This window comes from Arthrobacter sp. KNU-44, from assembly GCF_051843155.1.
In the GTDB taxonomy this organism is placed as follows: domain Bacteria; phylum Actinomycetota; class Actinomycetes; order Actinomycetales; family Micrococcaceae; genus Arthrobacter.
The window spans coordinates 2425324-2438268 of the sequence record NZ_JBPXNG010000002.1 but is presented as its reverse complement, the minus strand read 5'-3'; the positions used below and the strand labels follow the sequence as shown (position 1 = coordinate 2438268).

Below are 12945 nucleotides of genomic sequence, written 5' to 3'. Positions count from 1 at the left end.
TACATCAGCGTCAAGTGTTTTGCTTCTGTTGAGTGGTGGACACGCGAAATTGAGTACTCGAAAGCCGTGAATTGAGTGGTAATCGGGATGCGGATTGAGTATTGAGGCGCATATCCGTGGCCAATAATTAGCAGGGTTCCGATCTTAGAATTTCACAATAAAGTCCTCTGACCTGTTTATTAAAAGATCTTGCTTAATTTGCCTTTCTTGCATAATTTGATCGTGAAGTACTTGCCTAAACGTGCACCCGCCCGATATCACTCGCACGAGGACAGCGTGAATCTAGAATCAAGAACCTTGAAGAGGGTCAGCACAGTTCGCGCCGCCACAATGCGGAAGTCGTTGCCAGCACGGTCAACGGCGGTGACTCAGACCGGGGGATTGACGAGGTTATCGGTCGCCGGGGCCGAAACTCACGTGTCCGGGTCCCCTGTTGTAGCGGAATCCAATCTCATAACGTGAGTAAATAACACCCCTGGCATACTCGAATTTGATTTCCTCGGCGAACTCTTCCGCTTCGTCTTGAGATGCGAAGACGCCAAGCACGGCATTGAAGGATTCCTCTTCATCATGTTGGACGATCCACACCGCAGCCATGCTGACACGGTACCCGAAAACTTGAGCGCTTTGGCCTTCCTAATAAGACTCGATGGTCTTCCGCGGGCCACCTTTCGCACAACAAATAGCAAGGGGACGCAATGAATAAAATATCCGCACTTGCCACGTCAGCCCTATTGCTGGTCTCGTTGTTCACAGCAGGGCCATCAAAGGCAACTGAAAACTCGCCAAAGGCGCCGGACGCACCGGCCAACGCTCCGGCATATGATCCAAACATCCCGGCCCCGAAACCTGGCGATCTGACCTGGGCCGAGGCGGCATCACTCGGGCAGAGCTCGGAGACCTTCACGGAAGAGACGCCCAAGAACAAGACGTCCAAGGAAGCCGTATGGCATCCTTGACCCAGACATCTCCTGAGGTAGTGTGCGCGGACCTTCGCGAAACGACATTCAGGATGTTCGTCCGCAGCACCGGGACGTTCCCGACCAGGGCATTGGGATCAGCCAGCGCTTGGGAGGAAGGGGTTAACTTGAGGTGTGGGACGAACTAATCCGTAAGTCCCAGGAGCAAAACAGCCACACGTCAACAGGCAGCCGTCTCGCGCCTGGGCCCAGCATCAGACGGAGCCGTCCACCTAGGCGAACTCGTGGGTCTGGGCCCCAAATCGCTGTACCGGAACGCAGCGAACGGCCCGCACCTACGACGTCGACGTCGGCACACCGGCACGAACGTACCGATTCCCGGCCGCCAACCCTTGATTCGCCTCCCAGGGAGGCGGAAAATGGTTAAACCGGCACGAACGTACCGAACGCGCGCAACGCGCATGCCCACAAAAGGCTCGGAAGGATGGACATGTCCCCCAAGGAATTCACTGAGTCACTCGGGGCCAAGGTCCGTGCCCGCCGAGCCTCCCTCAGCCTCAGCCAGTCCGACCTCGCAGACCTCGCAGGAGTCTCGGAACGGTTCGTCCGCTTCGTTGAGCAGGGGAAGACCACCGTCCAATTGGAACCACTCCTCGCGGTCCTCGGCACACTGGGCCTCGAGCTCAATGTCCAAGCCGCGGGCAGCCAATCCAGCCAGTCATGACATTCCACCGCATCGCCGACGTCTACAAGCAGGGCATCCTGGCTGCGCGGATCGAGCGGCATGAAGGCGGCACCAAGTTCAGCTACCTGCCGCGGTACCTCGAATCGGGCGGCCCGGCCGTCGCCACAACGCTCCCGCTGACGCGCGAAGCAGTGTTCACCCCGAGCGGCGCGGTTCCGCCCTACTTCACGGGCCTCCTCCCGGAAGGCCGCCGCCTGAATTCACTGCGCCGGGCGGTCAAAGCCAGCGCCGACGACGAGCTCGCGCTCCTCATGGGCGCGGGCGGGGACGCCGTGGGCGATGTCCAGACGGTTCCCCACGGCGAGCCGCCCACGGAAGGAGGCTCCGCCGTCGTGCTCGATTCGAAACTGCCCCTCGACTTCGACGCGCTGCTCGGCGATTCAGGCCTCATCGATCCTGTGGCACTGGCGGGGGTGCAGGACAAGTTGTCGGCCGGGATGATTTCGCTCCCGGTGGCGCAAGCGGGCAAGCGCTTCATCCTCAAACTCAACGCACCCGAGTTCCCGTTCGTGGTGGAAAACGAATTCCTCATGTTCCGCTATGCGCGCAAGCTCCGGATCCCAGTGAGTAGCGTTCAGTTGGTGCACGACGTCGGCGGGCGGGCCGGGCTGCTCGTCGAGCGTTTCGATCGCCTCACCGGAGCCGACGGCACCCCCGTGCGTCTCGCCGTCGAGGACGGAGCCCAAGTGCTGGGCCTCTACCCCGCGGACAAGTACAGCGTGCCGTTCGGCGAGGTATGCGCAGCTTTGGCGGCGCACTGTTCCGCGCCTCTCCCGGCCTTGCGGAACCTCGCCATCCAGCTGGCTTTCGCCTGGCTCAGCGGCAACGGCGACCTCCACGCCAAGAACGTGTCAATAGTTCAGTCAAAGGCAGGGGTTCAGTCGCCGCAGGGCGAATACACCATCGCTCCGGTCTACGACATCCCCTCCACCGTGGTCTACGGGGACAAGACGCTCGCGCTGGGCATCGGCGGCAAGAAGAGCGGAATCTCCCGGAAGCACTTCCTTGCCTGGGCCGGCAAGCTCGGGCTCACGGAGCGCGCGGCGGAAGGAGTTTTGGGACTCGCGCTCAAGGCCTCAGGCCCGCTCATCGTAGAGCTCGACGCCGGCGCCTCACCTTTCGGGCCGCTGCAGACGAGGGACTGGGTCAAGGAGCTCAAGCATCGGCGAAGGTTGATGGGCGGGTAGATTTCTATGCACCAGCCGCCAAAACGGAACCAGGCTATCGCTTACTGACTACCCGTTAACAGGAACCCCATCCTGACATAAAGTGAGGGCACCAAACGGTATCTGCGCAGGCCGCAGACCAGCGGAGCGCGGAATCAGCATTTCCATTCGTACACAAAAGGGAGACCCTCATGTTGCTTTGGATAGCCATCATTATCGCTGTTCTCTGGCTTCTCGGTTTTATCGGCAATATCGGCGGCGGGTTCATTCACCTGCTTTTGGTCATCGCCGTGATCGTCCTGATCTTCCACTTCCTCCGCGGAAGATCCCGCGCGTAAGTACCGGGCGTTCGATCCTAGGTTCGCTCGCATGGCGACGCTAGGCTCGCTCTCAGAGGCGAGATGGGCTCGCCGCGAGCCAAGGGATTGAACGTATGGCACAGCAGGCCGGACACCAATCGACATCCACTGCGGGCACTCTTCCGCATTCACGCTCTTATCTGAGACCTACACGGTTGCTCTCTCAAAGCGAGCGGGAAAAGCTCCATCCATCGGTCCTGGCGGAGGCTGAGCGCCGGGCAGCAAGCATTCAGCTTCGAGTCGCGGATGCAATCACGGCCTTCGCCGGATCGATGAACTTCGTCTACCTGCACATATTGCTTTTCGCCGTGTGGATGCTCGTGTTCGAGCAGAGTCCGTGGCCGACATTGACGCTGATCGTCTCGCTCGAAGCGATCTTCCTCTCGACCTTCGTCATGATCGGACAGAACCGTCAGGCGGCTTTCCAACAGGTGAAGGCGGACCATGACTACAACGCTCAGGAGCATCTGCTCGAAGAGAACACCGACCTCACGCGTGCGATTCATGAGCTCACCGCGCAGATCCACCAGCGGGTCTTGGCGGAAGTCACCGCATCCACTAGCCGGGAGGCGGCGGCCGCAGCCAACCCGATGCAGGATGACCCGACGAAACCCTAGCCAGGCGGGACCTGCCGAGTCGAACCGCTAGTCGGCCAATCGGTCCATCTCGGACAGCAGATCCGGGTTGATGCGCTGCAGGACCAGGTGGATTTCGCCTCGTGGCACCGCCTTGTAAAGCACTTCACGGGCGTCTGCGTAGCGCCTGGTGGGTGCCTTGTCCGGCCATTTCTCGGTGAGCGCCCGCACGCGCTCCGGCACGGAGTTGTGGGCGTTGCAGGCGATCTTGACCAACGTGGCGTCATGGTCCTGTGCGATATGCAGGACGACGGCTTCATCGTTGTCCGAGTCGTCCTGGAATCGGCGCGTCACTCGTTCGATGATGCCCACGGCACGCTCGGAAACACCCATGTCGAGCAGCGCCTGCTTGGTAATAGGTGTGTCCTTGGCGATGTCGTGCAGGTAGCCCGCGATCCGGATGTCGTCGTCGAAATCGGCGAGCGCATCCCCCACCGCCAGCACGTGCTCGCGGTACGGCCGCTTCAGCTTGTCCTTCTGGCGGTTGTGCGCCACTTCGGCAAGGACCATGGCTGTTTCAACGGTGAATCTCGGTTCGGTCATGGCTTCATCCTACTGAGCCAGTTCGGCGACCGCCTTCCGCACGGCGGCGCTCAGTTCGAGGTTGCGGCATCCCGCTCCACCCGGCTCGGCCTGCTGGGGCACGTACCCGAAGGCGAGTTCATACACGGGGTCAGCGAACCCCAAAGATGCGCTGGCGCCGTCGTGCCCGAATGCACGGTAGCTGCCGTATGGCGAGCGGGCGTGCGACTTCATGAACACGGTCCCAAAGCAGCTGGTCTCGCCGAACACGCGGTCGATGCCGAAGACCTGCTCGGCCGAGACAGCCTGGATGGTCTCTTCGCTCAGGAGGGGCGCGACGGCGGGACGGTCGCCGTCGGGGGCAAGTCCGGTGAGTGCCGCAGCGTAGACGCGGGCCATGCCTTCGGCGCTGGCGACTCCGGCGGCTGAACTCAGGCCGGCTGCGCGGACCTCCCGGATGTTGGGCAGGTCAAGGATGTCCCCGACGGCGGAGTTTGCCGAAATGCCGAAATGGCTCGCGGGATCAATCCACGGCTGGGAAGGGTCCTCGGTCCAACGGAGGGTGGCATAGCGGGGCTCCTCGGACTCAGGCAGTCCCAGGAAGAAGTGTGCGCCCGTGACCGAGCGGATGCGCTGCTCGTAGATTTCCTGGAGGGTTGACCCGGTGATCCTGCGGCAAAGCTCCTCCATGAAGACGCCGATGGTCAGGGCGTGATACCCGAAGGCGGCCCCGGGCTTCCAGAGCGGCCGCATCTGCGCGAGTTTGGCGGCGGCCAGCTCGGAGTTGTTGTATTCCGTCAGGGTAAGTCCACCTTCGACTCCCAGAAGGCCGGCCTGATGGGACAGCAGCTGGGCCACGGTGATCGTGGCCTTTCCTTCGGCGCCGAATTCCGGCCAGTACTTGACCACTTCGGCGTCGAGGTCCAGGAAGCCGTCCTGGACCAGGAGTGCGATGACCAGCCCTGATACTCCCTTGGAGCAGGAGAAAACGCCGGTTACGGAATCCGGGCGGCGGTACGGCCCGCCGCTGATGTCCAATACCTTGACGCCGCGGTGGTAGGCCGCGAGCTGGGCCGAATATTCCGGGTCCTCATTGAGGAATCGGCCAAAGAGTTCGGCGACTGATTCGAATCCAGGGGCAATCGTCTGTGCATCCACCCGGACAGCCTAATCCCTTCTGCCCCCTAACCTCGCTACGCTCAGCCAGGGAACCCGGCAAAATGGGCCCACCTTCTGCCCCCTAACCTCGCTACGCTCAGCCAGGGAACCCGGCAAAATGGGCCCACCTTCTGCCCCCTAACCTCGCTACGCTCAGCCAGGGAACCCGGCAAAGTGGGCCCAGCCGCGAGTGTCCATGGTCACCACGATCTTGCCCTTGGCGCGTCCCTGCTCCAACGCGGCGAAAGCGTCGCCGATCTTTTCGAGCGGATAGCTGCTGTCCACCACGGGTTGCAGCTTCCCGTCGGAAACCAGGCGTGCCAGGAATTTCAAGTCCTCGCCGCTGGGGTGCATGAAAAGGTAGCGGTACCGGACTTTGGCTTCACGGGCGCGGCTCCGGATTCCGAGGCTGATTGCCCAGAACAGCGCGGTCATCCAGGCCGGGGCCGCAAGGTCCTTCAGGGCCGTCTGCGGTTCGGGCATCCCGGCGATGCTGACCACTTTCGAGCCCGGCTTGAGGATCTTGAACGTCTGGTCCAACGTCTCCCCGCCTACGAGGTCGAGCGCGGCGTCGAAGCCGCTGAGCACTTCCGCCAGGTTTTCCTTCGTGTAGTCGACGACGGCGTCCGCCCCAAGCCGCCGGACCAACTCTTCTCCGCGGGGAGACGCAGTGGTGGTCACTTCGGCGCCAAAGTATTTGGCCAGTTGGATGGCGAGGGTTCCCACTCCGCCCGCGCCTCCGGAGATGAACAGCTTGGTCCCGGGCTTGACCTTGAGTTCGTCGCGCAGTGCCTGCAACGCGGTGAGGCCCGCCAAGGGGAGGCTCGCGGCCTCGATGTAGCTGAGCGACCTTGGCATGAGCGCCACGAGATCCTCGTGGACGGCGGCGTGCTCGGCAAAGGCTCCCAGCAGGGTCTTGTCCACGCGGGCAAACACCCGGTCTCCCGTCGCGAAGCGGCTGACGCCCGGCCCTACGGCTTCGACGATCCCTGCCAGTTCGCTTCCGGCCACCAAGGGAAGTCTTGGCCTGGTGATCACCCGGACTGCACCTTCGCGCTGCTTGTAGTCCACGGGATTGAGCCCCGCGGCAAACACCCTGACCAGGACCTCGCCCGGACCGGCAATCGGCCTGGGGACGTCCTGCAGCTCCATTGCGTCGGCGCCGCCGTAGCGGGTCAGCACATAGGCGAGCACTTAGGCCCCTTTCCGGAGGGTTGATTGCTGAATGCCATTCCATATCCATGGCCCGCGTGGCAATCGGGCCGGATCAAATCTATCCAAAGCTTCGCCAAGCGGCGCTCCCGGCAAGCCGAGCGATTCCAGGATCACGTCCCGCACCTCCCCGGCAGAGAGCCCGACGGCGGCAAGGGCGCCGAGCGTTACTGCACCGTCGCGCTTGGCCAGGCGGGCGCCGTCGCGATTCAGTACCAAGGGGACATGGGCGTATTCCGGAACGGCAATGCCCAACAAGGAGGCCAAATAGGCCTGGCGGGGTGTGGAGGACAGGAGGTCGTCTCCGCGGACCACTTGGTCCACGCCCTGTTCCGCATCATCCACCACGACGGCCAAATTGTAGGCAGTGACGCCGTCGTTCCGTCGGAGCACAAAGTCGTCCACGACGCCCGTGTATGGCCCATGCAGCCCGTCCTCCACAGTCCATTCATGAGTCTCGGCGCGGAGCCGGATGGCGGCCGGGCGGGAGGCCCGCCGGATCTCAAGCTCCGCCGTGGAAAGGTTCCTGCACGTGCCCGGGTAGGCGCCTTGAGGCGCGTGCGGGGCGGACGGCGCGTCCTGGATCTCACGCCGCGTGCAGAAGCATTCATACGTCATCCCAGCGTCGGTGAGCTGCTCGATCGCGTCGTTGTACAGCCCGGCACGGTCCGTCTGGCGAACGACGGCGCCGTCCCACGTCACGCCGATGGCTTCCAAGTCGCGGAGTTGGACTTCCTCAGCGCCGGCCCGCGCACGGTCGAGATCCTCCACACGCAGCAGGAAGCTCCGGCCCGTGGAACGCGCGAAGAGCCACGCGAGCATGGCTGTGCGCAGATTGCCCACGTGAAGCTCGCCGGAGGGGCTCGGAGCGAAGCGGCCAGCGGAAGTCATGGCACAAGACTATGCGGCGCCGGGCGCGCCTGCAGGATGCAAGCACGGGTGCGGGCCGCTGGGGAGAATTGGGTACCTTTAGTTTCCAACGAGAGGACCAACATTGAGCTCAGCTCGAGTCAAGGCGACGGTTTCCTTCTGGAAAGCCGAAGAAGGCTGGGGGGAACTTATTCTTCCCGACGGGAAGAAATGCTTCGGACATTTCTCGGTCATCGAGCAATCAGGCGGATACAGATCCCTCAATGCAGGCGATCTGGTGGAGGTCGAATGGACCGCCGCCTCCCAAGATGAATACGACTTTGTCGCGGTGTTGATTCAGCCTCTTTGAGAGCACAACCCGAGCAGCACAAGAGCCCCTCAGCTACCGCAACGAGTTCGGTGGCTCAGGGGCTCTTATGGTGGTGCCGGCGCTGGGCCGGAGGGTGCGGAAAGACGATGCGTGAACAAGAGTCAATCAGCGGCTGCGTCTTTGCGGGACGGTGTTTCGGGGGGGCCGGGTGGTGTACCGGAGGATCCGTAGCCTGTGGGGTCCGGCGGTAGCCTTTCCCTTCGTTGCCACTATTTGAACAGGAACACTACAACTGGCGCAACGGACTCAACCGTCACTGGTCAATCTGACCAATTCCTCGACGGAAGGCGAGCAGGAGATGGTCACTTTGCCGAAGTTGGCTCGGCCGCGGCCCATGCAGCCATCGCGCCACGGAGCGCAGCACAAAGCTTGGTGGACACTTGGTCCTTGTCCAGGCCGACAGTGTTGAGCAGATCGAAAATTTCCCGGGGGTCGAAGAGGATGTTCCACAGGAACATGGCTTCGTCCCCCAGGGGCGGGAGCCCGAGTTCCTCGCAGGCCTCGCGGAGTGGCCGTTCCAAAGCCTCGGCCTGGATGGTCAGGTAGTAAGCACCGGAGCGGAGGCGGGCCAGGTACCCCTCGCCCGAGCGGGTGTGGACCATGGAACCGCCATGCTTGATGACAAGACCCACCCAGTGCCTACTGACGTCTTCCAGCAGTTCCACGCCGGAGGTGGTCTGGGCAACGCTGAAATCGCGCAGCTTCTCGCCAACACCAAAGCGGAACGCGGCCAGGACATCTTCCACCGAGGCGAAATGCCGGTATGCAGTTGCAGGAGAGATCTCGGCTTCACGGGCGATGTCCGTCATGCTCACCGGGCCCTTGGCCTTGGCGAAGAGCTTCCCGGCAGCCCGCACCAGCTGGCGGCGATTGCGTTGGGTGTCGCTGCGCATGGGCGCCCCCTTCCGTGTCAGATTCCAGCGTAGCGCCTGAGCGGCAGACGCTACGCTGGCCACGTCCGTGGCACTCACCGGAGCTCGGCAAGTCCGGCAGCCAGCCGCTCCACGCCGGTGGTTATCGCCTCGGAGCTGGCGGCGTAGGACAGGCGCAAGTGGAACTCGCCGTTTCGGCCGAACTCGCTGCCGGGACGGACGGCCACGCCGTGGTTGCGAAGATGGGCCACCATAGCGGCCGCCGGCAGCTCGACGTCGTACTTGGGGAAAAGGTAGAACGCACCTTCCGGCGAGCTGACCGTAAGACCCGGAATCCGCTGGAGCCCGTTGGCCATAAGCTCCCTGCGCAACGCATAGGAGGCGTGCATGCGTTCGATGTCCGGTCGGCATGTCTTCAGGGCGGTCAACGCCGCGTATTGCACGGCCTGGTTCATGGAGCCGTTGAAGGTGTTGTGGACCCGGGCAGCTGAGGCGATGACGTCGGACGGGCCCCAGAGGTAACCCACCCGCCAGCCGGTCATGGCATAGCTCTTGGAGAAGGTCTGGCAGTAGATGGTCCGGCCGGCCAGGGCTTCGATTTCCAGCGCCGAAGTGAAGGGTTCGGGCGTGTAGACAAGATCGCTGTACGCCTCGTCCGAGAGGATCAAGGTGTCGGTTCCGGCCACCATGTCGGCGAGGGCTTCGAGTTCGCGGCGGGAGTGCACGATGCCGGTCGGGTTGGAGGGGTTGCAGAAGACGAACATCCTGGCGCCTTCAAGCGCGGTGGCCAGCGCCTCGAGGTCCCAGTGCAGGTCATCGGCCAGCGGAACCGGAACGGTGATGCCCCCGGCCATGCTGACGAGGTCCGCGTACAGGGAATAAGTGGGGTCTGGAATGACCACTTTGTCGCCCGGGTTGACGATGCCAAGGATCGCCGCGGACAGGCCGGCCGTGCCGCCCTGCGTGATGAGCACGTCGCCGGGGCTGGCCACTCCGCCGAGGAGCTGGCCGATACGGGCGGCCAGCTCCTCGCGAAGCACCAGCTCGCCGAGCAACGGCGAGTAGTGGGTGAAGCCGTCCTCGAGGGCACGGGCTGCTGCTGCTCGAACCTGGGCCGGGGTGTCGAAGTCCGGCTCGCCCATGGCCAAGGAGACAAGGTCTCCCTTGGATTGGGGCTGCTGCACCCGCAGCGATGTGCGCTGGATGCGCTGCACCGCTTCGGAGGGCTGGAAGTCGGCGACGGCGGTGGCTGGCTCGAGTGTCATGAGGGTCCTGATCTGGTTCGTGGCTGAGGTTGTTTTCGGGGCGGGCGGCTTGGTCCCGGCCCGGGAGGACGGCGCGTAGAGCCTGCGGGGTTTCATCGTTTCGGCGCCTCGTCGGCGGGGGCTCCGGCCCAGCGGCTGATCTCGAGGTCGCCGGAGGTGTCCCTCTGGATCGTCGGGGCGATGATGAGTTCCTGGACCACGGTGCGCTGGGGCAGCGTGGCCACGAGGTGAATGGCCCGGGCGACGTCCTCGGGCTGCACCATGGCATCGCGCTCCTCTGCGCGGGGCGGGCGGGCGCGGTTGTCCAGGATGGGCGTGGCGGTTTCACCGGGCAGGATGGTCACCGCGCGCAGTCCGTCGTTGCGGAAGGTGTTGTGGAGATACGTCATGAAATTCCGGACCGCGGCCTTGGCCGCGCCGTACGCGGCGCCGCCCAGGAGGTTCGGGTTCACTGCGGCGAGCGAGGAGACGGTGATGATGGTTCCGGTCTGGCGGGCCAGCATGTCCGGAAGGACTGCCTGGCTGAGCAGGTAGACGGCGTTGAGGTTGACGTCCAGGACGTCATTCCATTCCTGCTGGCTGATCCAGCGGACGTTGAGGACCTTGCTGGCGCTGCCTGCATTGTTGACGAGGATGTCCACCTGGCCCAGATTCTGGTGGACCCAGTCCAGGAGCGCGTCTACATCGTCTTTGGAGGTGATGTCCGCGGCCCGGGCAACGGCGCGGCCGCCGTCGGCGACGATTTCCGCGGCGAGTTCCTGCAGGACGTCTTCACGCCGCCCCACCAGCACCACCGCGGCACCCTCGGTTGCCAGCAGGGCCGCCGTCGAGCGTCCCATGCCGGTACCGGCGCCGGTGATGATCGCGAGCTTGCCGTCCAGAAGTCCCATGGTTTCAGTTCCTTGCGTTTTGGTGTGAATCATTTGAGATGACGATCACATATGAGAAGAGTTTCGCATTTCAGAAGATGCTGGTCAAGTGTTTTCTTCGGGGACCGCGGGTCACGCTGCGGCGGGGCTCGGCGAGGGAGCCGCGGACCTTGCGAAGAGGGGGAGCCCGACGGCGGCAAACAAGGAGTGCACGCGCTCTTCCAGATGTGCCAAGCGGCGCTGCTGTTCCCGGTAGCGCTCCACTGCCTGGGCGTTGCTGATCCAGCGGAAGGTCATCTTCCGGCCGGGGCTGGCCTGGCCCAGCATGGACAGGGAAGCTTTGGCTGCGACCGCCACAATCGGGTAGCCGGCGGTCAGCGTCCTTGAGCGGCCCAGGATGATGAGCTCATCGCCATGCGGGATTTCGAACGCCCCGATCGGCACGCCATGGGACACGATTTCCCCGAGCCCCTCCGGATGCACCACGGGCCCGTCCAATCGCAGGCCCACATGGTTGGATTTGGCGCCGACGGTGTAGTGGCTGGAGCTGAGCAGTTTCCGGATGCCGGGCGTCCGGTTCGTTTCGGGACCGTCGACGACGTCGATGGTCCATACCTCGGGGCTGAAGTCCGGCACGGGAACAGGCAGCCGGAACAGTGGCTGGGTCAGGAACGGGTGCGTGAATCCGCGGTATCGGCTGTGGAGGCTAAGTGTCTGACCGGGAGCGAGCTGTTGCGGGAAGCCCATGCGCGATTCCGGCGCGGCGCTGCCCATGAAGCGGGCGGTTTCCAATTCCCCGCTGAAGGCCAGATAGTTCCGCATGCCGCCGCTGGCCTTGGCAATAACAACCCGGGCTCCGGCAGGGACACAAAGGGGCTCCCACATGGCAACAGGATCCCCGTTGACTGTGACTTCGGCAGGGACCCCGGTCACGGCGCACATGACGTCGTGAGTGGCGGTGAACGCAAACCGTCCACCCATGATTTCCAGGCAGGTGGCCTTGCGGCTGTTGCCGACCAGGATGTTGGCCGCGGCCGCGGAGTGCTGGTCCGCGGCGCCGCCGCAAGGGACGCCCATGAACTCGGAATTCTCGCGGCCCAGGTCCTGGAAGGTGGAAAGCCAGCCCGCCTCACTTACTTTGATGCCGATCGCGCGTTCAGGGAAGGTCACGTTCGCCTTCTTCCGTGCCGTCCGAGGCAGGGCTGTTCGAGCCAGCGCCGCCCGAACCCCGCAGGAACTTACCCTCAAGCCGCACCCATTCGCTCTCCGGCACCACCTCGAAACGCACCAGATCCCCCGGTTTGTAGGAAGTGGCGGGATCTTCCCGGATGTCGCAAACGGTGAGCGGAGTCCTGCCGATCACTTTCCAGCCGCTCGGCCCGGGAAACGGCTGGATGATGGCGTTGGTACCGGCCACCATGACCGACCCGGGTTCCACGTTGGTCCGCGGCTCGACGCAGCGGCTGACCTGGCCCGGGAATCGGACGCCGCCCATCATGGGGGCCATGGCCGCGGCCAACAGGTTGATGGTCAGAACCGAGGACTGGAACCGCTGCAGCACGGCCTCCGGGCTTAGGCCCAACTCCTCGGCAACACCCGGAAGGTCCGGGGAGAATTCCTCGCTCACGACCATCGGGATGACAAAAAGTGACTGCGAAGCACTGGGTGCTCCCGGTGCCAGGCCGTTGCCGGCAACCGCCAAGCGGATGGTCTGGGCCAATTGTTCGTGGGTCACTGCCAGGCAATCGAACTCGACCAACAAGGACTCGACGCCGGCCACGATGTCCAGCACCCCGTACGGCCGCACCTCCAGCAGCACGTCGCGGAGCCGGCTGGCCCCCGCCCGGCGGAGGTCGCCGTCGTCGTTCTTGACCCGGAGCATGAGGGCCGAGTCGCCGAACGGCTCGGCTTCCAGTTCGGGCGGGTGGTGCAGCCGCTCCGCGGGTGCTGTGTGCGTGGTCATGAGTCCTGCTCGGTGGTAC

At 63.8% G+C, this 12945-nt stretch carries 16 protein-coding genes; 6 read left to right on the top strand and 10 right to left on the bottom strand.

Features of this window, described 5'->3' with window-relative positions; translation table 11 throughout:
- Positions 1-390 precede the first annotated feature (390 nt).
- Entirely contained in the window at positions 391-597 is a 207-nt protein-coding gene (locus ACSVHC_RS12385) for a DUF7336 domain-containing protein (protein WP_437771731.1), read from the bottom strand.
- 101 nt (positions 598-698) lie between these two features.
- Between ACSVHC_RS12385 and ACSVHC_RS12380 the strand changes: the two genes are divergently transcribed.
- From ACSVHC_RS12380 to ACSVHC_RS12360, 5 genes are all read left to right on the top strand, one after another.
- Positions 699-959 (top strand): hypothetical protein, encoded by a 261-nt coding sequence (locus ACSVHC_RS12380; RefSeq protein ID WP_437771732.1) that lies wholly within the window; start codon positions 699-701, stop codon positions 957-959.
- Positions 960-1410: 451 nt separating this feature from the next.
- Positions 1411-1644 carry a helix-turn-helix transcriptional regulator gene (locus ACSVHC_RS12375; protein ID WP_437771733.1) on the top strand — a complete coding sequence of 78 codons (234 nt, stop codon included), beginning with the start codon at positions 1411-1413 and terminating at the stop codon, positions 1642-1644.
- Positions 1641-2852, top strand: a complete 1212-nt coding sequence (locus tag ACSVHC_RS12370) for a type II toxin-antitoxin system HipA family toxin (protein WP_437771734.1) — start codon at positions 1641-1643, stop codon at positions 2850-2852. Before ACSVHC_RS12375 ends, ACSVHC_RS12370 begins: the two co-directional genes overlap by 4 nt.
- A gap of 170 nt (positions 2853-3022) precedes the next feature.
- Entirely contained in the window at positions 3023-3169 is a 147-nt protein-coding gene (locus tag ACSVHC_RS12365) for a lmo0937 family membrane protein (RefSeq protein ID WP_113990647.1), read from the top strand.
- Between the two features lie 95 nt (positions 3170-3264).
- Positions 3265-3807 (top strand): DUF1003 domain-containing protein, encoded by a 543-nt coding sequence (locus ACSVHC_RS12360; protein ID WP_439180973.1) that lies wholly within the window; start codon positions 3265-3267, stop codon positions 3805-3807.
- Positions 3808-3834: 27 nt separating this feature from the next.
- Here the strand turns inward: ACSVHC_RS12360 and ACSVHC_RS12355 are convergent, their stop codons facing one another.
- The 4 genes from ACSVHC_RS12355 to gluQRS form a co-directional block, all read right to left on the bottom strand.
- Entirely contained in the window at positions 3835-4368 is a 534-nt protein-coding gene (locus ACSVHC_RS12355; protein ID WP_437771736.1) for an HD domain-containing protein, read from the bottom strand.
- Positions 4369-4377: 9 nt separating this feature from the next.
- Entirely contained in the window at positions 4378-5505 is a 1128-nt protein-coding gene (locus ACSVHC_RS12350; protein ID WP_437771737.1) for a serine hydrolase domain-containing protein, read from the bottom strand.
- Positions 5506-5658: 153 nt separating this feature from the next.
- Positions 5659-6699, bottom strand: coding sequence for an NADP-dependent oxidoreductase (locus ACSVHC_RS12345; protein WP_437771738.1), 1041 nt, complete (start codon positions 6697-6699; stop codon positions 5659-5661).
- On the bottom strand, positions 6700-7608 hold the full coding sequence (gene gluQRS / locus ACSVHC_RS12340; protein WP_437771739.1) for a tRNA glutamyl-Q(34) synthetase GluQRS: 909 nt from the start codon (positions 7606-7608) through the stop codon (positions 6700-6702).
- Between the two features lie 103 nt (positions 7609-7711).
- Here gluQRS and ACSVHC_RS12335 point away from each other — a divergent pair, with 103 nt between their 5' ends.
- Positions 7712-7936 (top strand): hypothetical protein, encoded by a 225-nt coding sequence (locus tag ACSVHC_RS12335; RefSeq protein WP_437771740.1) that lies wholly within the window; start codon positions 7712-7714, stop codon positions 7934-7936.
- A gap of 323 nt (positions 7937-8259) precedes the next feature.
- Here the strand turns inward: ACSVHC_RS12335 and ACSVHC_RS12330 are convergent, their stop codons facing one another.
- The 5 genes from ACSVHC_RS12330 to ACSVHC_RS12310 form a co-directional block, all read right to left on the bottom strand.
- Positions 8260-8850, bottom strand: coding sequence for a TetR/AcrR family transcriptional regulator (locus ACSVHC_RS12330; RefSeq protein WP_437771741.1), 591 nt, complete (start codon positions 8848-8850; stop codon positions 8260-8262).
- A gap of 74 nt (positions 8851-8924) precedes the next feature.
- A complete protein-coding gene (locus ACSVHC_RS12325; protein ID WP_437771742.1) occupies positions 8925-10094 on the bottom strand; it encodes a pyridoxal phosphate-dependent aminotransferase in 1170 nt (389 codons plus the stop codon).
- A gap of 92 nt (positions 10095-10186) precedes the next feature.
- Positions 10187-10984: an SDR family oxidoreductase gene (locus ACSVHC_RS12320; RefSeq protein ID WP_437771743.1), complete on the bottom strand. Its 798-nt coding sequence runs from the start codon at positions 10982-10984 to the stop codon at positions 10187-10189.
- A 111-nt stretch (positions 10985-11095) separates the two neighbouring features.
- Positions 11096-12133, bottom strand: coding sequence for a 5-oxoprolinase subunit C family protein (locus ACSVHC_RS12315; protein ID WP_437771744.1), 1038 nt, complete (start codon positions 12131-12133; stop codon positions 11096-11098).
- A complete protein-coding gene (locus ACSVHC_RS12310; protein ID WP_437771745.1) occupies positions 12120-12926 on the bottom strand; it encodes a carboxyltransferase domain-containing protein in 807 nt (268 codons plus the stop codon). Before ACSVHC_RS12310 ends, ACSVHC_RS12315 begins: the two co-directional genes overlap by 14 nt.
- Between the last annotated feature and the right edge of the window lie 19 nt (positions 12927-12945).